At 40.9% G+C, this 22,922-nt stretch carries 28 protein-coding genes and 1 other annotated feature; all 28 genes read right to left on the minus strand.

Going from position 1 to position 22,922, the window contains the following annotated elements:
• Positions 1–16: 16 nt before the first annotated feature.
• Positions 17–328, minus strand: coding sequence for a 50S ribosomal protein L24 (rplX, locus tag H0Z31_13110; protein ID MBO8178381.1), 312 nt, complete (start codon positions 326–328; stop codon positions 17–19).
• Positions 329–369: 41 nt separating this feature from the next.
• Positions 370–738 carry a 50S ribosomal protein L14 gene (gene rplN, locus H0Z31_13115; protein ID MBO8178382.1) on the minus strand — a complete coding sequence of 123 codons (369 nt, stop codon included), beginning with the start codon at positions 736–738 and terminating at the stop codon, positions 370–372.
• A gap of 40 nt (positions 739–778) precedes the next feature.
• The gene (gene rpsQ, locus H0Z31_13120; protein MBO8178383.1) at positions 779–1,042 is read right to left on the minus strand and encodes a 30S ribosomal protein S17; all 264 of its coding nucleotides are present in this window, start codon (positions 1,040–1,042) and stop codon (positions 779–781) included.
• Between the two features lie 19 nt (positions 1,043–1,061).
• Complete coding sequence (rpmC, locus tag H0Z31_13125) at positions 1,062–1,265, minus strand: 50S ribosomal protein L29 (protein ID MBO8178384.1); 204 nt, start codon at positions 1,263–1,265, stop codon at positions 1,062–1,064.
• Positions 1,255–1,689 carry a 50S ribosomal protein L16 gene (rplP, locus tag H0Z31_13130; protein MBO8178385.1) on the minus strand — a complete coding sequence of 145 codons (435 nt, stop codon included), beginning with the start codon at positions 1,687–1,689 and terminating at the stop codon, positions 1,255–1,257. The genes rpmC and rplP overlap by 11 nt, the downstream gene beginning before the upstream one ends.
• A 2-nt stretch (positions 1,690–1,691) precedes the next feature.
• Entirely contained in the window at positions 1,692–2,348 is a 657-nt protein-coding gene (rpsC, locus tag H0Z31_13135) for a 30S ribosomal protein S3 (GenBank protein ID MBO8178386.1), read from the minus strand.
• A 3-nt stretch (positions 2,349–2,351) separates the two neighbouring features.
• Complete coding sequence (gene rplV / locus H0Z31_13140; protein ID MBO8178387.1) at positions 2,352–2,693, minus strand: 50S ribosomal protein L22; 342 nt, start codon at positions 2,691–2,693, stop codon at positions 2,352–2,354.
• Positions 2,694–2,711: 18 nt separating this feature from the next.
• On the minus strand, positions 2,712–2,990 hold the full coding sequence (rpsS, locus tag H0Z31_13145) for a 30S ribosomal protein S19 (protein ID MBO8178388.1): 279 nt from the start codon (positions 2,988–2,990) through the stop codon (positions 2,712–2,714).
• Positions 2,991–3,050: 60 nt separating this feature from the next.
• Positions 3,051–3,881, minus strand: a complete 831-nt coding sequence (gene rplB, locus H0Z31_13150) for a 50S ribosomal protein L2 (GenBank protein ID MBO8178389.1) — start codon at positions 3,879–3,881, stop codon at positions 3,051–3,053.
• A 30-nt stretch (positions 3,882–3,911) separates the two neighbouring features.
• Positions 3,912–4,199, minus strand: coding sequence for a 50S ribosomal protein L23 (gene rplW / locus H0Z31_13155; protein ID MBO8178390.1), 288 nt, complete (start codon positions 4,197–4,199; stop codon positions 3,912–3,914).
• The gene (rplD, locus tag H0Z31_13160) at positions 4,196–4,819 is read right to left on the minus strand and encodes a 50S ribosomal protein L4 (GenBank protein MBO8178391.1); all 624 of its coding nucleotides are present in this window, start codon (positions 4,817–4,819) and stop codon (positions 4,196–4,198) included. Before rplD ends, rplW begins: the two co-directional genes overlap by 4 nt.
• 29 nt (positions 4,820–4,848) lie before the next feature.
• Complete coding sequence (gene rplC, locus H0Z31_13165) at positions 4,849–5,478, minus strand: 50S ribosomal protein L3 (protein MBO8178392.1); 630 nt, start codon at positions 5,476–5,478, stop codon at positions 4,849–4,851.
• Between the two features lie 34 nt (positions 5,479–5,512).
• On the minus strand, positions 5,513–5,821 hold the full coding sequence (gene rpsJ, locus H0Z31_13170; GenBank protein ID MBO8178393.1) for a 30S ribosomal protein S10: 309 nt from the start codon (positions 5,819–5,821) through the stop codon (positions 5,513–5,515).
• A gap of 395 nt (positions 5,822–6,216) precedes the next feature.
• A complete protein-coding gene (tuf, locus tag H0Z31_13175) occupies positions 6,217–7,407 on the minus strand; it encodes an elongation factor Tu (GenBank protein ID MBO8178394.1) in 1,191 nt (396 codons plus the stop codon).
• Between the two features lie 124 nt (positions 7,408–7,531).
• A complete protein-coding gene (fusA, locus tag H0Z31_13180) occupies positions 7,532–9,610 on the minus strand; it encodes an elongation factor G (protein ID MBO8178395.1) in 2,079 nt (692 codons plus the stop codon).
• A gap of 52 nt (positions 9,611–9,662) precedes the next feature.
• Positions 9,663–10,133, minus strand: a complete 471-nt coding sequence (gene rpsG, locus H0Z31_13185) for a 30S ribosomal protein S7 (protein ID MBO8178396.1) — start codon at positions 10,131–10,133, stop codon at positions 9,663–9,665.
• A 39-nt stretch (positions 10,134–10,172) separates the two neighbouring features.
• Positions 10,173–10,592, minus strand: a complete 420-nt coding sequence (gene rpsL, locus H0Z31_13190; GenBank protein ID MBO8178397.1) for a 30S ribosomal protein S12 — start codon at positions 10,590–10,592, stop codon at positions 10,173–10,175.
• A 103-nt stretch (positions 10,593–10,695) separates the two neighbouring features.
• Entirely contained in the window at positions 10,696–10,944 is a 249-nt protein-coding gene (locus H0Z31_13195; protein ID MBO8178398.1) for a 50S ribosomal protein L7ae-like protein, read from the minus strand.
• Positions 10,945–11,077: 133 nt separating this feature from the next.
• Positions 11,078–14,677 carry a DNA-directed RNA polymerase subunit beta' gene (gene rpoC, locus H0Z31_13200; GenBank protein ID MBO8178399.1) on the minus strand — a complete coding sequence of 1,200 codons (3,600 nt, stop codon included), beginning with the start codon at positions 14,675–14,677 and terminating at the stop codon, positions 11,078–11,080.
• 54 nt (positions 14,678–14,731) lie between these two features.
• Positions 14,732–18,289: a DNA-directed RNA polymerase subunit beta gene (gene rpoB / locus H0Z31_13205; protein ID MBO8178400.1), complete on the minus strand. Its 3,558-nt coding sequence runs from the start codon at positions 18,287–18,289 to the stop codon at positions 14,732–14,734.
• 244 nt (positions 18,290–18,533) lie between these two features.
• A complete protein-coding gene (locus H0Z31_13210; protein MBO8178401.1) occupies positions 18,534–19,136 on the minus strand; it encodes a class I SAM-dependent methyltransferase in 603 nt (200 codons plus the stop codon).
• Positions 19,137–19,278: 142 nt separating this feature from the next.
• The gene (gene rplL / locus H0Z31_13215) at positions 19,279–19,644 is read right to left on the minus strand and encodes a 50S ribosomal protein L7/L12 (protein ID MBO8178402.1); all 366 of its coding nucleotides are present in this window, start codon (positions 19,642–19,644) and stop codon (positions 19,279–19,281) included.
• 64 nt (positions 19,645–19,708) lie between these two features.
• Positions 19,709–20,209 carry a 50S ribosomal protein L10 gene (locus H0Z31_13220; protein MBO8178403.1) on the minus strand — a complete coding sequence of 167 codons (501 nt, stop codon included), beginning with the start codon at positions 20,207–20,209 and terminating at the stop codon, positions 19,709–19,711.
• Between the two features lie 39 nt (positions 20,210–20,248).
• Positions 20,249–20,400 (minus strand) — a sequence feature (ribosomal protein L10 leader region).
• A gap of 45 nt (positions 20,401–20,445) precedes the next feature.
• Positions 20,446–21,147: a 50S ribosomal protein L1 gene (gene rplA / locus H0Z31_13225; GenBank protein ID MBO8178404.1), complete on the minus strand. Its 702-nt coding sequence runs from the start codon at positions 21,145–21,147 to the stop codon at positions 20,446–20,448.
• A 134-nt stretch (positions 21,148–21,281) separates the two neighbouring features.
• Positions 21,282–21,707: a 50S ribosomal protein L11 gene (gene rplK, locus H0Z31_13230; protein MBO8178405.1), complete on the minus strand. Its 426-nt coding sequence runs from the start codon at positions 21,705–21,707 to the stop codon at positions 21,282–21,284.
• Between the two features lie 169 nt (positions 21,708–21,876).
• Positions 21,877–22,410, minus strand: coding sequence for a transcription termination/antitermination protein NusG (gene nusG / locus H0Z31_13235; protein ID MBO8178406.1), 534 nt, complete (start codon positions 22,408–22,410; stop codon positions 21,877–21,879).
• A 134-nt stretch (positions 22,411–22,544) separates the two neighbouring features.
• On the minus strand, positions 22,545–22,727 hold the full coding sequence (gene secE / locus H0Z31_13240; GenBank protein ID MBO8178407.1) for a preprotein translocase subunit SecE: 183 nt from the start codon (positions 22,725–22,727) through the stop codon (positions 22,545–22,547).
• A 45-nt stretch (positions 22,728–22,772) separates the two neighbouring features.
• Positions 22,773–22,922 (minus strand): 50S ribosomal protein L33, encoded by a 150-nt coding sequence (rpmG, locus tag H0Z31_13245; GenBank protein MBO8178408.1) that lies wholly within the window; start codon positions 22,920–22,922, stop codon positions 22,773–22,775.

A 22,922-nucleotide genomic window follows, 5' to 3' on the forward strand; every position in this document is an offset into this window, starting at 1 on the left:
CCCTTCATCAACAGACTTATTTATCTAGAACTTCACCTGATTTTTTCGCTACGCGTACTTTTTTACCGTCCACTACTTTGTAACCAACACGAGTTGGTTCACCTGTTTTCGGATCAAGTGGCATTACGTTAGAAACATGAATCGGCGCTTCTTGGCTAATGATGCCACCTTGTGGATTTGCTTGAGAAGGTTTTGCATGCTTTTTAACGATGTTTACACCTTCAACTAATACGCGATCTTTTTTAGGGAAAGCTTTTAAAATTACGCCCGTTTTCCCTTTATCTTTACCTGAGATGACCATTACTTTGTCGCCTTTTTTAACATGCATTTCGTTCGCACCTCCTTGAATGGTCCTTACCTTTTATTCAATTAAAGAACTTCTGGAGCTAAAGATACAATTTTCATGAAATCTTTTTCACGAAGTTCACGAGCAACTGGTCCGAAAATACGAGTTCCGCGTGGGCTCTTATCGTCACGGATGATCACACATGCGTTTTCATCGAAACGGATGTAAGAGCCGTCAGAACGACGAACACCACGTTTAGTACGAACCACAACGGCTTTAACAACGTCACCTTTTTTAACAACGCCACCTGGTGTTGCTTGTTTTACTGTAGCAACGATGATGTCACCGATGTTTGCAGTTTTGCGGCCAGAGCCACCAAGAACTTTAATTGTTAACACTTCACGCGCACCAGAGTTATCAGCAACTTTTAAACGTGATTCTTGTTGAATCATTGACGTTACCTCCCTTCGGAATCAACCTATATCCGATCCATTAGATAATAACAGCTTTTTCTACGATTTCAACTAGACGGAAACGTTTTGTTGCAGAAAGTGGGCGAGTTTCCATGATACGTACAATATCGCCTACTTTTGCTTGGTTTAGCTCGTCATGAGCTTTGAATTTTTTTGAGTATTTTACGCGTTTTCCGTAAATTGGATGCTTTTTGTAAGTTTCAACAAGAACTGTAATCGTTTTGTCCATTTTATCGGAAACGACACGTCCTGTGTAAACTTTACGTTGGTTGCGTTCACTCATTGTGCGAACCTCCTCTCAATTATCGATTGTTTACGCCGATCTCTCTTTCACGAATAACAGTTTTCATACGTGCAATCGCTTTGCGCACTTCGCGAATACGAGCTGTATTTTCAAGCTGACCAGTCGCTAATTGAAAGCGAAGGTTGAATAGCTCTTCTTTTAACGCTTTAACTTTTTGTTCAATTTCGGCAGTGGTTAGTTCACGAATTTCTTTAGCTTTCATTTGATTCACCACCAATTTCTTCTCGTTTTACAAACTTACACTTTACAGGAAGTTTGTGGGATGCAAGACGAAGTGCTTCACGAGCTACTTCTTCAGAAACGCCTGCTACTTCGAACATTACTTTACCAGGCTTAACAACTGCTACCCAACCTTCTGGAGCACCTTTACCGGAACCCATGCGTACTTCAAGCGGTTTAGCAGTGAATGGTTTGTGTGGGAAAATTTTGATCCACACTTTACCGCCACGTTTCATATAACGAGTCATCGCACGACGAGCTGCCTCGATTTGGCGGTTTGTTACCCAAGCTGCATCAAGAGCTTGTAATCCGAATTCGCCGAATGTAACGTTAGTGTCACCTTTTGCACGACCGCTTAATTTTGCGCGGTGTTGACGACGATATTTCACGCGTTTAGGCATTAACATAATTATTTGCCTCCTTCCTCAGTTTTCTTCTTAGTAGGAAGGACTTCTCCACGATAAATCCATACTTTCACGCCAAGTTTACCGTAAGTTGTGTCCGCTTCAGCATGAGCGTAGTCGATGTCAGCGCGAAGAGTATGAAGTGGAACCGTTCCTTCACTATAGTGTTCAGAACGAGCGATATCTGCACCACCAAGACGACCAGATACCATTGTCTTAATACCTTTCGCACCTGCGCGCATTGCACGTTGGATCGCTTGTTTTTGTGCGCGACGGAAAGATACACGGTTTTCTAATTGACGAGCAATGTTTTCTGCAACTAATTTAGCATCTAAATCAGCTTTTTTAATTTCAACGATGTTAATATGAACACGTTTGCCTGTTAATTGGTTAAGTGCTTTACGAAGTGCTTCAACTTCTGTACCACCTTTACCAATAACCATACCAGGCTTAGCAGTATGAATAGTGATGTTAATACGATTTGCCGCACGTTCGATTTCTACACGAGATACAGAAGCGTCAGCTAAGCGTTTCGCGATATATTCACGAATTTTAAGGTCTTCGTGTAAAAGATCTGCGAAATCTTTCTCAGCGTACCATTTAGATTCCCAATCACGGATAATACCGATACGCAGACCGATTGGATGTACTTTTTGACCCACGAATTATCCCTCCTTCTTTTCTGATACCACGATAGTGATGTGGCTTGTGCGCTTGTTGATTTGGCTCGCACGACCCATTGCACGTGGGCGGAAGCGTTTTAAAGTTGGACCTTCGTTTACATAAGCTTCAGTAATTACTAAGTTGTTTACGTCCATATCGTAGTTATGCTCTGCGTTCGCAACTGCAGATTTAAGTACTTTTTCTACAATTGGAGAAGCAGCTTTTGGAGTGTGACGTAAGATAGCAACTGCTTCACCTACTTGCTTTCCTCGAATTAAATCTACAACTAAACGAGCTTTACGAGGAGCAATACGAACTGTTCTAGCAACAGCTTTAGCTTGCATTAGGATGCCCTCCCCTCATTAGCGTTTTGTTTTCTTGTCGTCACTAGCGTGACCTTTGTAAGTACGAGTAGGCGCGAATTCACCAAGTTTGTGACCTACCATATCTTCAGTAATGTACACAGGAACATGTTTACGTCCATCGTACACAGCAATAGTATGACCGATGAACTGTGGAAAGATCGTAGAACGACGAGACCAAGTTTTAATTACTTGTTTGCTGCCAGTTTCGTTTAACTTTTCGATCTTTTTCATTAAATGTTCATCAACAAAAGGTCCTTTTTTCAAGCTGCGACCCATAATTGAACCTCCCTTCGTGATTGCTCTACGGTTCGCTTACTGAACCGTAGTACAATCCCGTTATTTTTTACGACGACGTACGATAAATTTATCAGACTTGTTATTCTTCTTACGAGTTTTGAATCCAAGAGTTGGTTTACCCCATGGAGTCATTGGTGACTTACGTCCGATAGGAGCACGTCCTTCACCACCACCGTGAGGGTGATCGACAGGGTTCATAACAGAACCACGAACTGTAGGACGTTTACCTAACCAACGAGCACGTCCTGCTTTACCAATTGTGATAAGTTCGTGTTGCTCGTTACCTACTTGACCTACTGTCGCACGGCAAGTAGCAAGAATCATACGAACTTCACCAGAAGTTAAGCGAACAAGTACATATTTACCTTCTTTACCAAGGACTTGTGCAGACGCACCTGCAGAACGTACTAGTTGTCCACCTTTACCTGGTTTTAACTCAATGTTGTGAATTACTGTACCTACAGGAATGTTTGCAAGTGGTAATGCGTTACCTACTTTAATGTCTGCATCTGGACCAGACATTACTTCCATACCAACTTTTAAACCTTTTGGAGCGATGATGTAACGTTTTTCACCATCAACATAGTTAATTAACGCAATGTTTGCTGAACGGTTTGGATCGTACTCGATTGTGGCAACGCGTCCTGGTATACCATCTTTATCACGCTTGAAGTCGATGATACGGTATTGACGCTTATGACCGCCACCTTGATGACGAACAGTTAACTTACCTTGGTTGTTGCGGCCGCCTTTCTTTTTAAGAGGCGCAAGTAATGATTTCTCTGGCTTATCAGTAGTAATTTCAGCGAAATCAGAAACTGTCATGCCGCGACGACCATTAGAGGTAGGTTTGTATTTTTTGATCGCCATTTCTTTTTCCCTCCTCTTCTAATTAAATCATTATACTTCAAAGAATTCGATTTCTTTGCTATCTGGAGTTAAAGTAACAATTGCTTTACGACGCTTGTTAGTGTAACCAGCGTAACGTCCCATACGCTTGAACTTACCTTTGTAGTTCATGATGTTTACTTTGGCAACTTTTACACCGAAAATTTCTTCAACAGCGTCTTTCACCTGTGTTTTGTTAGCTTTTACGTCAACTTCGAACGTATATTTTTTCTCAGCAGTTAATTCCATAGAACGTTCAGTGATGACGGGGCGCTTAATGATATCTCGTGCATCCATTATCCAAGCACCTCCTCTACTTTTTCGACCGCTGCTTTCGTCATGATTAGTTTATCATGACCTAAAACATCAAGTACGTTAATTCCGCTAGCTTCTACTACTGTTACACCAGGGATGTTACGTGCAGAAAGTGCTACGTTTTCATCTAATCCATCCATAACTACTAGCGCTTTAGTGTTCACAGATAAGTTCTTTAACATGTTAGCAAATTCTTTCGTTTTTGGTGCATCGAAAGAAAGTGCTTCAAGAACTAAAATGTTCTCTTCTAATACTTTTGTAGAAAGCGCTGATTTAATTGCTAAACGGCGTACTTTTTTAGGTAACTTGTAGCTGTAGCTACGAGGAACTGGACCGAATACAGTACCACCACCACGCCATTGTGGAGAACGGATAGATCCGTGACGTGCGCGACCAGTACCTTTTTGACGCCATGGTTTGCGTCCGCCGCCGCTTACTTCAGCACGATTTTTAACTTTATGTGTTCCTTGACGTAAGGAAGCACGTTGCATAACTACTGCTTCAAATAGTACATGTTTATTTGGCTCGATACCAAATACGGAATCTTTCAGTTCGATTTCACCAACTTGAGATCCACTTTGGTTATATAAAGCTACTTTTGGCATTCCTTTGTTCCTCCTTTCCTAAGAAGTCTTTATTTTGCTTTTACCGCACTTTTAATTTTAAGTAATGCCTTTTTCGGACCTGGAACATTCCCTTTTACTAAAAGTAGGTTGCGTTCAGCATCTACTTTTACGATTTGAAGGTTTTGAATAGTAACTTTTTCTCCACCCATACGTCCAGGCAATTCTTTAGACTTGAATACACGGTTTGGAGCAATAGGTCCCATTGAACCAGGACGACGATGATAACGAGAACCGTGTGACATAGGTCCACGAGATTGTCCATGGCGTTTAATTGCACCTTGGAAACCTTTACCTTTAGAAATACCTGTTACATCTACGATATCGCCTTCAGCGAAAATATCTACTTTAACCTCTTGACCAACTTCATACTCATCTAAGTTTACACCACGAATTTCACGAATGAAGCGCTTAGGAGCAGTATTCGCTTTTGCTACGTGACCTTTTTCAGGTTTGTTCGCAAGCTTTTCACGCTTGTCTTCGAAGCCAAGTTGGATCGCTTCATAACCGTCGTTCTCAATTGTTTTCTTTTGAAGAACAACGTTTGGAGTAGCTTCGATAACCGTTACAGGAATAAGGTCACCGTTTTCAGTGAATACTTGCGTCATTCCGATCTTTCTTCCTAAGATTCCTTTGGTCATGAGTCACACCTCCTAAATGTTTGCTTTTTATTCATTAAAGTTTGATTTCAATGTCAACACCAGACGGTAAGTCTAATCGCATTAGAGAATCAACCGTTTGTGGAGTTGGGTTGATGATATCGATTAAGCGTTTGTGTGTGCGCATTTCGAATTGTTCACGAGAATCTTTATATTTGTGAACCGCACGAAGAATTGTGTAAACAGATTTTTCTGTTGGAAGCGGAATCGGACCAGACACGCTTGCACCAGAACGTTTTGCTGTTTCCACAATTTTTTCTGCAGATTGATCAAGGATTCTGTGATCATACGCTTTTAAACGAATGCGAATTTTTTGTTTTGCCATTATTTTCCCTCCTTTATCGCCTATTTTATAAATAGACATTCTCCATGGAAATTTCCCACACACTCGCCATGGCAAAGCGGCCGGGTGTGTCAGCAACCTTCCACTTCATCGCAGTCAAAGACCAACATTGTCTATTATACCTAAAAACCTAAATGGTTTCAACATGTATTTAGAAGTTTTTCCTACTTCCATACACTTCAACTATTATACTTAGTTTCTAAATGTTTTTCAACCTGACTTTTATCTTTCTTCTTGATTCAAAATCTTTCTTAAAAGTAAATCCTTTACGTTATAGATCGAATGAAGACAAAAAACAATCATATATTTTAGTTAAAATACGTTAAGGAACAAAAAAAGCAGGCGGCAAACGCCACCTGCTTTCCGATTAGACGTTATTACTCGATAATAGAAGAAACAACGCCTGCTCCTACTGTACGTCCACCCTCACGGATAGAGAATTTAGTACCTTCTTCGATCGCGATAGGAGCGATAAGTTCTACAGTCATTTCAACGTTATCTCCAGGCATAACCATTTCTACGCCTTCTGGAAGAGTAATGATACCAGTTACGTCAGTTGTACGGAAGTAGAACTGAGGACGATAGTTAGAGAAGAATGGAGTATGACGTCCACCTTCTTCTTTAGAAAGAACGTAAACCTCAGCTTTGAATTTAGTGTGTGGAGTGATAGAACCTGGTTTAGCTAATACTTGACCACGTTGTACTTCGTCGCGAGCTACACCACGAAGAAGAGCACCGATGTTGTCACCAGCTTCAGCTTGGTCAAGAAGCTTACGGAACATTTCTACACCAGTAACAGTTGTTTTAGTTGGTTCCTCTTGAAGACCGATGATTTCTACTTCGTCACCAACTTTTAAGATACCGCGCTCAACACGACCTGTTGCAACTGTACCACGACCAGTGATAGAGAATACGTCCTCAACTGGCATCATGAATGGTTTGTCAGTGTCGCGTTCTGGAGTTGGGATGTACTCGTCAACAGCGTTCATAAGCTCGATGATTTTTTCTTCCCACTCAGCGTCGCCTTCAAGCGCTTTAAGAGCAGAACCTTTAATTACTGGTACTTCATCACCTGGGAAGTCGTATTCAGAAAGAAGGTCACGAACTTCCATTTCTACAAGTTCAAGAAGCTCTTCGTCGTCTACCATATCGCATTTGTTTAAGAATACTACGATGTATGGTACACCTACTTGGCGAGAAAGAAGGATATGCTCACGAGTTTGTGGCATTGGACCGTCAGCAGCAGATACTACAAGGATTGCACCGTCCATTTGAGCTGCACCAGTGATCATGTTTTTAACATAGTCAGCGTGTCCTGGGCAGTCAACGTGTGCATAGTGACGGTTGTCAGTTTCGTACTCAACGTGTGCAGTTGAGATTGTGATACCGCGTTCACGCTCTTCTGGAGCAGCGTCGATTTGGTCGTAAGCCATAGCTGTACCTTTACCAGAACGCTTAGCAAGAACTGTAGTAATCGCAGCTGTTAAAGTAGTTTTACCATGGTCAACGTGACCGATTGTACCAATATTACAGTGTGGTTTTGAACGGTCAAATTTTTCTTTAGCCATTAGGAAATCCTCCTTTTAATTTTAATTAGTTAAGTATATATATGGTGCCTGGAGGTGGTTGTCCACCTCCAAAGCTTCCATAGCTTACAATAGTAGTTATACTTGATTAAAGATGTAAAATCAATTATTCGCCTTTATTTTTCTTAATAATTTCATCGGCGATATTTTTAGGAACTTCTTCGTAGTGATCGAAGTGCATAGTGTATGTTCCACGTCCTTGAGTATTAGAACGTAGAGATGTTGCATAACCAAACATCTCAGCAAGCGGAACAAAAGCTTTTACTACTTGTGCGTTACCGCGAGCTTCCATACCTTCTACACGACCACGACGAGAAGTGATGTCACCCATGATGTCACCAAGGTATTCTTCAGGGATTACAACTTCTACTTTCATAATTGGCTCAAGAAGTACAGGGTCACATTTGGCTGCTGCATTCTTTAATGCCATAGAAGCTGCAATCTTGAATGCCATTTCACTTGAGTCAACATCGTGGTATGATCCGTCAAATAGTTTTGCTTTAATATCGATAAGTGGGTAACCAGCAAGTACACCGTTTTGCATTGCGTCTTCAAGACCAGCTTGAACCGCAGGGATATATTCGCGTGGTACTACACCACCAACAATCGCGTTTTCGAATTCGAATCCTTTACCCTCTTCGTTAGGAGAGAATTCGATCCAAACGTGACCGTATTGACCGCGACCACCAGATTGACGTACGAATTTACCTTCAACCTGAGCGGACTTACGGAATGTTTCACGGTAAGATACTTGTGGAGCACCAACGTTCGCTTCAACTTTAAACTCACGTTTCATACGGTCAACGATGATATCTAAGTGAAGCTCACCCATACCTGCGATAATTGTTTGACCAGTTTCTGGATCTGTATGAGCTTTAAACGTTGGGTCCTCTTCTTGTAATTTTTGTAGAGCAGTAGACATTTTATCTTGGTCAGCCTTTGACTTCGGCTCAATAGCTACAGAGATAACTGGTTCAGGGAACTCCATAGACTCAAGAATAATAGGGTTCTTTTCGTCACATAGAGTGTCACCAGTTGTTGTATCTTTTAGACCTACAGCAGCTGCGATGTCACCGGAGTATACGCGAGAAATTTCTTCACGGTGGTTCGCATGCATTTGTAGGATACGACCGATACGTTCACGTTTTCCTTTTGTAGAGTTAAGTACGTAAGAACCAGAATCTAACGTACCAGAGTACACACGGAAGAACGTTAATTTACCAACATAAGGGTCAGTCATAACTTTGAACGCAAGTGCTGCGAATGGCTCATCGTCGCTAGATGGGCGAATATCTTCTTCTTCAGTGTCAGGATTTACACCTTTAATAGCAGGTACATCCACTGGAGATGGAAGATAATCTAATACTGCATCTAGCATTAACTGAACACCTTTGTTTTTGAAAGCAGAACCACAAAGTACAGGGAAGAATTCAACGTTTACAGTACCTTTACGGATCGCTGCTTTAAGTTCTTCGTTAGTGATTTCTTCACCTTCTAGGTACTTCATCATTAATTCTTCATCAAGCTCAGCTACCGCTTCGATTAATTTTGCACGGTATTCCTCTGCTTGATCTTTATACTCGTCTGGAATGTCACGAGCTTCAGTACGAGTACCTAGATCATCTAAATAGAAGTAAGCTTTCATTTCGATTAGGTCAATGATACCTTCGAATTGATCTTCCGCACCAATTGGTAATTGGATTGGATGAGCATTTGCTTGCAAACGATCGTGCAACGTTTTTACAGAGTAAAGGAAGTCCGCACCGATTTTGTCCATTTTGTTAACAAAAACGATACGTGGTACTCCGTAAGTTGTTGCTTGGCGCCAAACTGTTTCAGTTTGTGGCTCAACACCAGATTGAGCGTCAAGAACGGCTACAGCACCATCAAGTACACGAAGGGAACGTTCAACCTCAACTGTGAAGTCTACGTGTCCCGGAGTATCGATGATGTTAATACGATGACCTTTCCACTGTGCAGTTGTTGCAGCGGAAGTAATCGTAATACCGCGTTCTTGCTCCTGTTCCATCCAGTCCATTTGGGACGCACCTTCGTGAGTTTCACCGATTTTGTGGATGCGTCCTGTGTAGAAAAGGATACGCTCTGTAGTTGTTGTTTTACCGGCATCGATATGAGCCATGATACCGATATTACGAGTCTTTTCTAAGGAGAACTCTCTTGACATGTCGTAATTTCTCCTTCCTTAAGTGAGTTTAGTATTTATATTAAAAACAAAATTACCAACGATAATGAGCAAACGCTTTGTTTGCTTCCGCCATTTTGTGAGTGTCCTCACGTTTCTTAACAGCTGCACCAGTATTGTTTGCCGCATCTAGGATTTCGTTTGCTAGACGCTCTTCCATTGTCTTCTCTCCACGAAGACGAGCGTAGTTTACTAACCAACGAAGACCTAATGTAGTACGACGATCTGGACGTACCTCAACTGGTACTTGGTAGTTCGCACCACCAACACGGCGAGCGCGTACTTCTAGTACAGGCATAACGTTTTTAAGCGCTTGATCAAATACTTCCATTGGATCTTTACCTGTACGCTCACGAATGATATCAAATGCAGAATAAAGAATTTTTTGTGCTTTTCCTTTTTTACCGTCAACCATAATTTTGTTGATTAGACGAGTAACTAATTTAGAGTTGTAAATTGGATCTGGTAATACATCTCTTTTTGCTACAGGTCCTTTACGTGGCATGAAAATTCCTCCTTTCGGTAAGACTATCAAGTTTTTTTATTATTTTTTCTCTTTAGGTTTTTTAGTACCGTACTTAGAACGGCCTTGTTTACGGTTTTCAACACCAGCTGTATCTAAAGCACCACGAACGATATGGTAACGTACACCCGGTAAGTCTTTTACACGTCCACCGCGGATTAATACTACGCTGTGTTCTTGTAAGTTGTGACCGATACCAGGGATGTATGCTGTTACCTCGATACCGTTTGTTAAGCGTACACGAGCATATTTACGTAACGCTGAGTTTGGTTTTTTCGGTGTCATTGTACCAACACGAGTACATACACCGCGCTTTTGTGGTGAAGATACGTTTGTGTGTACCTTCTTGAAGCTGTTGTAGCCTTTATTAAGCGCAGGAGATTTTGATTTAGTAACTTTAGATTTACGTGGTTTGCGCACTAATTGGTTAATTGTAGGCATTAAAATTTCCTCCCTTCATAATTTTCTTAAGCCCACACATCCAGGTGGTTCATTTTTTGACAAAAACAAAGTTTTTGCAGATGCAATATCTACAAAAACAAGTTTAACGTGTTATAGCTACAGTTGCTGCCCCAACATCTATTCCACAAGCTTTTCCAAGCTTTTTCATCGAGTCCACTTTGGTAAGTGGTACATTCATGTCCTTCGCGATCTCAATTACTTTGTTAACTACTTTTGGATCAGCGTCTTCAGCAATAATCACTTCTAGGACATTTCCAGCTTTTAAAGCTTTAACGGTTTGTTTTGTACCAACAATTAAATTGTCAGCCTGTGCTACTTTTTCATAAGACATGTCTCATATCCTCCAAAGTGACAGGTTTTTAGGAGCAACCTTGAATATATTATCATCAATAAAATGGTATGTCAATATTGTTTACAATAAATTTATTTAATGGCATACCGCCCTAAGCGGTATGCCAAAATTATTATTCAACTGTTACAGCTGAAGAATCTTCTTCCTTCACAATGACAGCCTCGGCTTTACGATAACGCTGCATACCTGTTCCAGCTGGAACTAGTTTACCGATAATGACGTTTTCTTTTAATCCGAGTAATTCGTCACGTTTTCCTTTAATAGCTGCATCCGTTAACACACGAGTAGTTTCTTGGAAGGATGCCGCTGATAAGAAGGAGTCTGTTTCAAGAGACGCTTTTGTAATACCAAGCAATACTGGACGTCCAGTCGCCGGAATTTTCCCTTCTTTTAACGCCTTTTCGTTTGCGTCAGTAAACTGGTGAATATCAAGTAATGTACCTGGTAGTACATCAGTGTCTCCTGCATCGATGACACGAACTTTACGAAGCATTTGACGAACCATAACCTCGATATGTTTGTCACCGATTTCTACCCCTTGCATACGGTAAACTTTTTGAACTTCGCGTAACAAGTACTCTTGAACAGCTGCTACATCACGCACTTTTAGAAGTTCCTTCGGATCGATAGAACCTTCTGTTAGTTCTTGTCCGCGTTCAACTTTATCGTTTACCGATACTTTCAAGCGAGCAGTGTACGGTGCAGAGTACGTACGTGTTTCGACTTCACCTTGAACAACAATTTCGTGTTGTCGGTCACGACCTTCGTTAATGGCGATAACTACACCATCAATTTCCGAAATGACCGCTTGACCTTTCGGGTTACGTGCTTCAAATAGCTCTTGAACACGTGGAAGACCTTGTGTGATGTCGTCTCCTGCAACCCCACCTGTGTGGAATGTACGCATCGTTAACTGTGTACCAGGCTCACCAATGGATTGAGCAGCAATAATACCAACTGCTTCGCCAACCTCGACGTCCTGTCCTGTTGCTAAGTTGCGACCGTAACATTTTTTACATACTCCGTGACGTGTATTACATGTGAAGGCAGAACGAATCCACACTTCTTCAATTCCGGCACTAACAATAGTACGGGCGATATCTTCATTAATCATTTCATTTTCTTTAACTAGTACTTCACCTGTCTCTGGATGCTTTACAGTTTTCCGCGCATATCGACCGATGAGACGTTCTTCTAACGATTCAATAACTTCTGTTCCATCTTTTAATGCGCGAACAAGCAATCCTCGGTCAGTTCCACAGTCGTCTTCACGTACAATGACGTCTTGTGCTACGTCTACGAGACGACGAGTTAAGTAACCAGAGTCTGCTGTTTTTAATGCTGTGTCCGCAAGACCTTTACGAGCACCGTGTGTAGAAATGAAGTACTCTAATACTGTTAAACCTTCGCGGAAACTTGATTTGATTGGTAATTCGATAATTCGTCCAGCAGGGTTGGCCATAAGACCGCGCATACCTGCTAGCTGTGTGAAGTTTGATGCATTACCACGGGCACCGGAATCACTCATCATGAAGATTGGGTTTAACTTATCGAGCGTTTCCATTAACTTGCCTTGGATGGTGTCTTTAGCCGCACTCCAAATAGAAATAACTCGATCGTAACGTTCGTCTTCTGTGATGAGACCACGTCTGAATTGTTTCATGACATTGTCTACTTTTGCTTGAGCTTCTTTTAAGATTTGTTCTTTTTCACCTAATACGACAATGTCAGCGATACCAATCGTAATACCCGCTTTTGTCGAGTATTTAAATCCAAGGTCTTTCATGCGGTCAAGCATTTTGGATGTTTCCGTAATCTTGAAACGCTTGAATACTTCCGCAATGATGTTACCAAGAATTTTCTTCTTAAACGGTGGTACGAGCGGTTGGTTTTTAATATGTTCTTTTACATTAGTTGTTGTATCTACAAAATATTTATCTGGTGTTCGCTCTTCTAAGTTTTCTTTCGTTGGCTCGTTAATGTATGGGAAAGAGTTTGGTAAAATTTCATTAAAGATGAGCTTTCCGACTGTTGTGATTAATAATTTTTTGTTTTGCTCTTCCGTAAATGTCTCATTATTTAACGAGCCGGCGTGAATCGCAATACGAGAATGTAAGTGTACATATCCGTTTTGATAAGCAATCAGTGCTTCATTTGTATCTTTAAAGACTTTACCTTCACCAATTGCCCCTTCACGTTCCATTGTTAAATAATAGTTACCTAATACCATGTCTTGTGAAGGAGTTACAACCGGTTTACCATCTTTCGGATTCAAGATGTTTTGAGCAGCAAGCATGAGTAAGCGTGCCTCAGCTTGTGCTTCAGCAGATAACGGTACGTGTACCGCCATTTGGTCTCCGTCAAAGTCGGCGTTATACGCTGTACATACAAGTGGGTGTAAGCGAATCGCACGACCTTCAACAAGAGTTGGTTCGAACGCTTGAATACCGAGGCGGTGTAGTGTTGGTGCACGGTTTAATAGAACCGGATGTTCTTTAATAACTTCCTCTAATACATCCCACACTTCTGGTTGAACACGCTCGATTTTCCGTTTCGCACTCTTAATGTTGTGCGCAAGTCCTTTTTCTACAAGCTCTTTCATAACGAACGGCTTAAATAGCTCAAGCGCCATTTCTTTTGGAAGACCACACTGGTACATTTTTAAGTTTGGACCAACGACGATTACCGAACGGCCAGAATAGTCAACACGTTTACCTAATAGGTTTTGACGGAAACGACCTTGCTTACCTTTCAACATATGTGAAAGTGATTTAAGCGGACGATTGCCTGGTCCAGTAACCGGACGACCGCGACGACCGTTATCGATTAATGCGTCTACCGCTTCTTGAAGCATACGCTTTTCGTTTTGAACGATAATGCTAGGAGCCCCAAGATCTAATAAACGTTTTAAACGGTTGTTACGGTTAATTACGCGACGATATAAGTCGTTTAAGTCAGATGTCGCAAAACGACCACCATCTAGTTGAACCATTGGACGTAGTTCCGGTGGAATAACCGGAAGAACGTCTAAAATCATCCATTCCGGACGGTTTCCTGAATTACGAAATGCTTCTAATACTTCTAAACGTTTGATGGCGCGTGTACGACGTTGGCCTTGGGATGTTTTTAACTCTTCTTTTAAGTATTCTACTTCTTTATCAAGGTCAATTTCTTGAAGGAGCTTTTTAATCGCTTCAGCCCCCATCGAAGCTTGAAATTTTTGACCATATTTTTCGCGATATGCACGGTATTCTTTTTCAGAAAGAAGCTGCTTCTTCTCTAACGGTGTATCTCCTGGATCTGTTACGACGTAAGAAGCAAAGTAAATAACTTCTTCCAGAGCCCGAGGGGACATGTCTAAGACAAGTCCCATTCGGCTCGGAATACCTTTAAAGTACCAAATGTGAGAGACTGGAGCAGCTAGCTCGATGTGACCCATACGTTCACGTCGTACTTTTGCACGAGTAACTTCTACACCGCATCGGTCGCAAACGACACCTTTATAGCGAACACGCTTATATTTACCGCAGTGACATTCCCAGTCTTTTGTTGGACCGAAAATACGTTCACAGAATAAACCATCTTTTTCTGGTTTCAGCGTACGATAGTTAATCGTTTCAGGTTTTTTTACTTCACCGTATGACCATGAACGGATTTTATCTGGTGATGCTAGACCAATTTTCATATATTCAAAGTTATTTACATCTAGCAAGGGGCCTACCTCCCTTTTGATCTACAGGTTTTACCCTAATTGCTCCTATATAAATTATTCTTTCGTCCCTACTGGTTCAGTTTGTTTTGCTTCAGGGGCGATATTTAACGTATCTGCTTGATGAGTATCGTCATCATCTTCTAAGTCACGCATTTCAATTTCTTCATCATTGCTAGATAGGATTTTTACGTCCATACCTAAGCTTTGAAGTTCTTTTATTAATACTTTGAACGATTCAGGTACACCAGGTTCTGGTACGTTTTCACCTTTTACAATGGCTTCATACGTTTTCACACGACCAACTACATCGTCCGATTTCACCGTAAGGATTTCTTGTAGTGTATATGCAGCACCATACGCTTCAAGTGCCCAAACCTCCATCTCACCGAAACGCTGACCACCAAACTGAGCTTTACCACCAAGAGGCTGTTGCGTAACAAGTGAGTACGGACCAGTTGAACGTGCGTGAAGCTTATCATCAACCATGTGAGCGAGTTTGATCATGTACATGATACCAACGGATACCCGGTTATCGAACGGTTCACCTGTACGTCCATCGTAAAGAACTGTTTTTGCATCGCGCGCCATTCCTGCTTCTTCGATCGTTGCCCAAACATCTTCTTCACGGGCACCATCAAATACAGGGGACGCCACATGGATACCGAGACGCTTAGCCGCCATACCTAAATGAAGCTCTAACACCTGACCGATATTCATACGAGAAGGTACCCCTAATGGGTTTAACATGATATCAATCGGAGTTCCATCCGGTAGGAATGGCATATCCTCTTCCGGTAGGATACGTGAGATAACACCTTTGTTACCGTGGCGACCTGCCATTTTGTCACCTTCGGAAATTTTACGTTTTTGAACAATGTATACTCGTACTAATTGGTTAACGCCAGGTGGTAATTCGTCACCATCTTCACGGTTGAACACTTTAACGTCAAGGACAATACCTCCACCACCATGTGGTACACGTAGGGAAGTATCGCGCACTTCACGAGCTTTCTCTCCAAAAATGGCGTGTAATAAGCGTTCTTCTGCTGTTAGTTCAGTAACTCCTTTAGGTGTGACTTTACCTACTAGTAAGTCTCCGTCTTTTACTTCCGCACCAATGCGAACAATTCCACGCTCATCAAGATTACGTAATGCATCTTCACCAACGTTTGGAATGTCGCGAGTAATTTCTTCTGGACCAAGCTTCGTATCACGAGATTCAGACTCATATTCTTCGATATGGATGGACGTATATACATCGTCTTTTACGAGACGCTCGCTCATAATGATCGCGTCCTCATAGTTGTAACCATCCCATGTCATGAAGGCAACTAGTACGTTACGACCTAACGCAAGTTCCCCCTTATCCATTGATGGTCCGTCTGCTAAAATTTCGCCTTTAGAGACGCGGTCACCTACTCTCACGATTGGACGTTGGTTATAGCATGTCCCTTGGTTAGAGCGGACAAATTTTTGTAAGCGATATTTATCTAAATCTCCTTTAACTTCTTTACCATCTACTTCTGTCACACGACGCACCCAAATTTCGCGGGCTTCCACATGCTCTACGATACCGTCATGCTTACAAATAACCGCTGCTCCAGAGTCTTTAGCAGATACATATTCCATACCTGTACCTACGATTGGAGCTTCTGGTTGCAATAACGGCACTGCTTGACGTTGCATGTTTGCACCCATCAACGCACGGTTAGAGTCGTCGTTTTCTAAGAACGGGATACATGCTGTTGCAGCGGAAACTACTTGTTTTGGTGAAACGTCCATGTAATCAACACGATCGCTCTTCACAACTGTGTTTTCACCACGGAAACGCGCAACTACTTCTTCATCTAAGAAAGAACCGTCCTCCGCTAAGCGAGCATTTGCTTGAGCAACTACGTAGTTGTCTTCTTCGTCAGCAGTTAAGTAGTCAATTTGATCGGTTACTTTTCCTGTTTCAGGATCGACACGACGATAAGGAGTTTCGATAAATCCAAAACGGTTTACTTTTGCGTATGTGGATAATGAGTTAATCAAACCGATGTTTGGACCCTCTGGAGTCTCAATCGGACACATACGACCATAGTGAGAGTAGTGAACGTCACGAACTTCGAAACCTGCACGTTCGCGAGTTAAACCACCAGGTCCTAATGCAGATAAACGACGTTTATGTGTTAATTCTGCTAACGGGTTTGTTTGGTCCATGAATTGAGATAACTGGGAGCTTCCGAAAAACTCCTTAATCGATGCAATAACAGGACGAATATTAATTAATTGTTGTGGTGTAATTGTATTCGTATCCTGAATGGACATCCGTTCACGGACAACACGTTCCATACGGGATAAACCAATACGGAATTGGTTTTGTAACAATTCACCAACTGAACGAAGACGACGGTTTCCTAGATGGTCGATATCGTCTGTATCCCCTACATCATAAAGTAGGTTGAAGAAGTAACTAATAGAAGCAATAATATCAGCAGGTGTAATATTTTTTACATGCTCATCGACGTTGGCATTCCCAATCACATTAATAACTTTTTCTCCATCTTCGTTTGGAGCGTAAATTTTAATAGACTGTAATACAATCTCATCTTCTACTACGCCACCAGACTGATGGAACGTGCGTAGACCTACACCTTTTTCAAGTAAAGGTAAAATTTTTGTGTCTAACGTACGACGGTCGATTAGCGTTCCTTTTTCAACAACAATTTCCCCTGTTTCAGGATCCACTAACGGTTCTGCAAGACGCTGATTAAACAAACGGTTTTTAATATGAAGCTTTTTATTAATTTTATAACGTCCAACACTTGCTAAATCATAACGTTTCGGATCAAAGAAACGGGAAATAAGTAAGTTTTTCGCATTTTCTACTGTAGGTGGCTCTCCTGGACGAAGACGCTCATAAATTTCTAATAACGCTTTTTCTGTACTTTCTGTATTGTCTTTTTCTAATGTATTCCGAATGTATTCATTATCCCCAATCAAATCGATGATTTCTTGATCAGAGCCAAAACCAAGAGCACGCAAAAGAACCGTTACAGGCAGTTTCCGTGTACGGTCAATACGTACATATACTACATCTTTTGCATCAGTTTCGTACTCGAGCCAAGCACCGCGGTTTGGAATAACGGTTGCCGAAAAGCCTTTTTTACCGTTTTTGTCAATTTTTCCGCTATAATAAACGCTTGGTGAACGAACGAGCTGGGATACAATAACGCGTTCCGCCCCGTTAATAATGAACGTTCCTGTCTCCGTCATTAACGGGAAGTCGCCCATAAACACTTCTTGGTCTTTGACTTCACCAGTCTCTTTATTGACAAGACGAACTTTTACACGAAGAGGTGCAGAATACGTAACATCTCGTTCTTTCGCCTCTTCTACAGAATACTTAGGTTCACCTAAACTGTAATCAATAAACTCTAAAGAGAGATTTCCTGTGAAGTCCTCGATAGGAGAAATGTCTTGAAACATTTCTCTCAGACCCTCATCAAGAAACCATTGATAAGAAGAGGTTTGAATTTCAATTAAGTTTGGCAATTCTAATACTTCACTAATTCGTGCAAAACTTCTGCGTTGGCGGTGTCGTCCATATTGAACTAGTTGACCTGTCAACTGATTCACCCCTCAAATTCAAGCGTTTTAATTGCGTCTATCATGTCTTATATAAGGACAGCCATCCTACCATAAGACAAAAAGAAAAAGGGTTTTAAAAAAACCACATTTTCACATGACGAACTATTATTTTTCTATTATTTCCTTTTTATCCATTATTTATACAACGTGTATAAATTTCTAACGCAACACCGAAAAATAATATGTTGGCATTTTATAATATTAACATAGGCATTTTTGAACGTCAACGTTTTTTCGCTTTTAGAATGTAGTACCCTTTTTTCTTTTCTACGATCTCAACTGTACCAAAAAGTTGTTCAATTTTTTCCATGGCAGATGGAGCTCCTTGCTTCTTCTGTATGACTACCCACAACTCGCCACCTTTTGCTAAGTGCTCAAAGCTTTGCTCAAAAATGTCGTGTACCACTTTTTTACCGGCACGAATCGGTGGGTTTGTGACGATCGCTGCAAATATCCCATCTTTTACACCATCCAAACGGTCACTTTCATATACTTTTACGTTTGTGATGTGGTTTAAACGAGCATTTTCTTCAGCTAACTGGAGTGCTCGAAGGTTGACATCCACCATATGGACGGTACGATCACGATATGATTTAGCAAGTGATAACCCGATAGGACCGTACCCACAACCTACATCTAAAATCGGACCCTCGACTTCTGGCAATTCGAACATTTCAATGAGCAAACGGGAACCAAAGTCGACCTCTTTCTTCGAAAAGACTCCTTGATCGGCTTTAAAAAGAAAGCGGTGATTTCGCAAAGTAAATTCCCATTGAAATGGCTTGCTTTCAACATCTGGTGTTCGGGAGTAATAATGATTTGTCAAAGTTCTCGCCTCCATCGGAGAATTCATGTAGGATATTGGGGTTGAAGGAGTTTCTAAAATGCCGGGAACTGATATCAGGAGAACAAAATTCATAGTAGGCAAAAAAGCTCGCTATGCAGCGAGCTTTTTTTCTGTAACATCATTACTTAACTTCAACGTTAGCTCCAACTTCTTCAAGTTTCGCTTTGATTTCTTCAGCTTCTTCTTTAGAAACGCCTTCTTTAAGTGGTTTTGGAGTGTTGTCAACAAGTTCTTTTGCTTCTTTAAGTCCAAGACCAGTGATTTCACGAACAACTTTGATAACTTTGATTTTTTGAGCACCTGCATCAGCAAGTACAACGTCGAATTCAGTTTTCTCAGCAGCAGCGTCACCAGCAGCAGCGCCACCCATAACAGCTACAGGAGCAGCAGCAGTTACACCAAATTCTTCTTCGATTGCTTTAACAAGATCGTTTAATTCAAGAACTGTCATTTCTTTAATCGCTTCGATAATTTGTTCTTTAGTCATGTTCAATTTCCTCCCTTAATAATATAGTTTTTCATATATCGTCACTTAACTAACTTTCTTTAACTTACGCGCCTTGCTCTTCTTTTTGCTCGGCAACCGCTTTGACAGCAAGAGCGAAGTTGCGCATTGGTGCTTGAAGCACGCTGAGAAGCATAGAAAGTAAGCCTTCGCGAGATGGAAGTTCAGCAAGAGCTTTAACTTCTTCAAGTGTCGCGATGTTACCTTCAATTACACCTGCTTTAATTTCAAGTGCGTTGTGTTCTTTCGCGAAGTTATTTAAAATTTTCGCTGGAGCAACTACATCTTCGTTGCTGAACGCGATTGCGTTTGGACCAGTTAAAACGTCGTTTAAACCTTCTAACCCAGCCGCTTCAGCAGCACGACGAGTTAATGTGTTTTTGTAAACTTTGAATTCAATTCCCGCTTCACGAAGTTGCTTACGAAGTTCAGTTACTTCTGCAACGTTCAGACCACGGTAGTCAACAATAATTGTAGAAACGCTGTTTTTAAATTTTTCAGCGATTTCTTCTACGATTTGTTTCTTTTGTTCGATAGCGCTGCTCATTCTTACACCTCCTGTAGAATTAATCACCAAACATTTATACCGTCCATAAAAAAACCTCCATGCCGTAGACATGGAGGTAGTATAAATCAAAGCCTATTCATAAGCTTTTCAATCTATATCGTCATTACCTCGGTAGGAAATTAAGCTTCAGATGAAGCACCTACTGTCTACGGTACAAATGTTATTCAATTATCACAACATCTTGTATATTACTACAAAGAAAGGTGGATGTCAAATTAATTTTTCACAGCAAAAGAAGATGGATCTACTTTAATACCAGGTCCCATTGTAGAAGTTACAGTGACGTTTTTGATGTACGTACCTTTTGCAGCAGCTGGTTTTACTTTAAGCATTGTTTCGTAGATTGTTGTAAAGTTCTCAACAAGCTTTTCGTTTTCAAAAGAAACTTTACCAATTGGTACATGGATGTTACCAGCTTTATCCACACGGTACTCTACTTTACCAGCTTTAATTTCTTTCACTGCTTTTTCTACATCAAATGTAACTGTACCTGTTTTAGGGTTTGGCATTAAACCTTTAGGACCTAAGATACGACCAAGTTTACCTACTTCACCCATCATATCAGGTGTTGCTACGATTACATCAAATTCAAACCAACCTTGTTGGATTTTGTTGATGTAATCAGCATCTCCTACGTAGTCTGCACCTGCAGCTTCTGCTTCTTTCGCTTTTTCACCTTTCGCGAAAACTAATACGCGTTGAGTTTTACCAGTTCCGTTTGGAAGAACAACTGCACCACGAATTTGTTGGTCAGCTTTCTTTGGATCAACACCAAGACGGAAGGCAACCTCAACAGTTGCGTCGAATTTCGCAAAGTTTGTCTTTTTCACTAATTCAATTGCTTCTTCTACAGAGTAAGCTTTCGAACGATCAATTAATTTTACAGCTTCTAAATATTTTTTACCTTTTTTAGCCATTCTTTTTTCCTCCTCAATTGTGGTTTTAACGGAATAACCTCCCACTAATAAAGGTTGCGAGTGAAAAGACATTCAACTTCGCAACCTCGTCCAACAGAAACCGTTTGTCTTCCAAAACGAACCGGACTAATGAATTAGTCTTCGATTACGATACCCATGCTGCGTGCAGTACCTTCAACCATTCGCATCGCTGCTTCGATGCTAGCTGCGTTTAAGTCAGGCATCTTAGTTTCAGCAATTTCGCGAACTTTGTCACGCTTGATAGTCGCAACCTTATTGCGGTTCGGCTCACCAGAACCAGACTCGATACCTGCTGCTTTCTTAAGAAGGACAGCAGCTGGCGGAGTTTTAGTGATGAATGTAAATGAACGGTCTTCAAATACCGTAATTTCAACTGGAATAATTAGACCAGCTTGATCTGCTGTGCGAGCGTTGAATTCTTTACAGAATCCCATGATGTTAACACCAGCTTGACCTAACGCTGGACCTACTGGTGGCGCAGGGTTCGCTTTACCAGCTGGAATTTGAAGTTTAACAACTTTAATTACTTTTTTAGCCACGAGACACACCTCCTTAGTCCGTGATGTGGTAATAGGGTTTTAACCCTCCCACTCATAAAAATGTCTTTATCAAAATAAAGAACTTAACAATTAGTTCAGTCTCTCTTGTGAGACATACTGACTTATGAAATATTATCATCAATTAAAGGAAATTTCAAGTTCTTTCCCATTATATTTTATCAATTTGTGTAAAACCAAGTTCAACCGGTGTTTCACGACCGAACATATTGACGAGAACTTTCACTTTGTTTTTATCAAAGTCAATTTCTTCAATGACACCTTCAAAATTCGCAAACGGTCCTTCTTTTACTTTTACTGTTTCACCTAAATCAAAATCAAAATCCACCTGCTTATCTTCCATACCCATTCGTTTTAAAATGACGTTTACTTCTTCTGGAAGCAGCGGTGTCGGTTTTGAACCTGAACCACTAGAACCAACGAAACCTGTCACGCCCGGTGTATTACGAACGACGTACCATGAGTCATCTGTCATTATAAGTTCAACTAATACGTAACCAGGAAACACTTTACGTTTTGTTACTTTTTTTGTGCCGTTTTTTGTATCCGTTTCTTCTTCTTCAGGAACGACTACACGGAAAATTTTGTCCTGCATTCCCATAGATTCCACACGCTTTTCTAAATTCGCTTTCACTTTATTTTCATAACCTGAATACGTATGAACAACATACCAGTTCTTCTCCATCTATAGGGACTATACGTCCTTCCCTCCCCACAGTTTAGTAGTACACTTTTCAAACAAATGAAAAAACCCGTTACCGGGCCTTCTACATCAATTATTCTCCATTTATTCTCCATTATACCATGGAACGGCGATCGTTATTCAATAATTAAATTGATTAATTCCGAAATACCAAGATCGACAATCGCAAAGAAAACAGATAAAAAGAGAACAGTAGTAATAACAGTAATCGTGTATCTTGTAAGCTCTTTTTTTCTCGGCCAGCTTACTTTTTTCATTTCAGTTGATACGTTTCTTAAAAATTGAACAATGCGTGACATGATGAACCTCCACAATTCGTTGAAATAATTTTCATAGCCCAAGCATTACTTTGTTTCCTGATGAACGGTGTGTGAATTGCAAGTTTTGCAATATTTCTTTATCGTTAATCGCTCTGAATGGGACGATTTATTATTAGAAGTTGAATAATTACGGGAACCACATTCCCTACAAGCAAGGATTATCTTTTTTTTCAT

The sequence above is a fragment of the Bacillus sp. (in: firmicutes) genome, assembly GCA_017656295.1.
Classification (GTDB): domain Bacteria; phylum Bacillota; class Bacilli; order Bacillales; family JACDOC01; genus JACDOC01.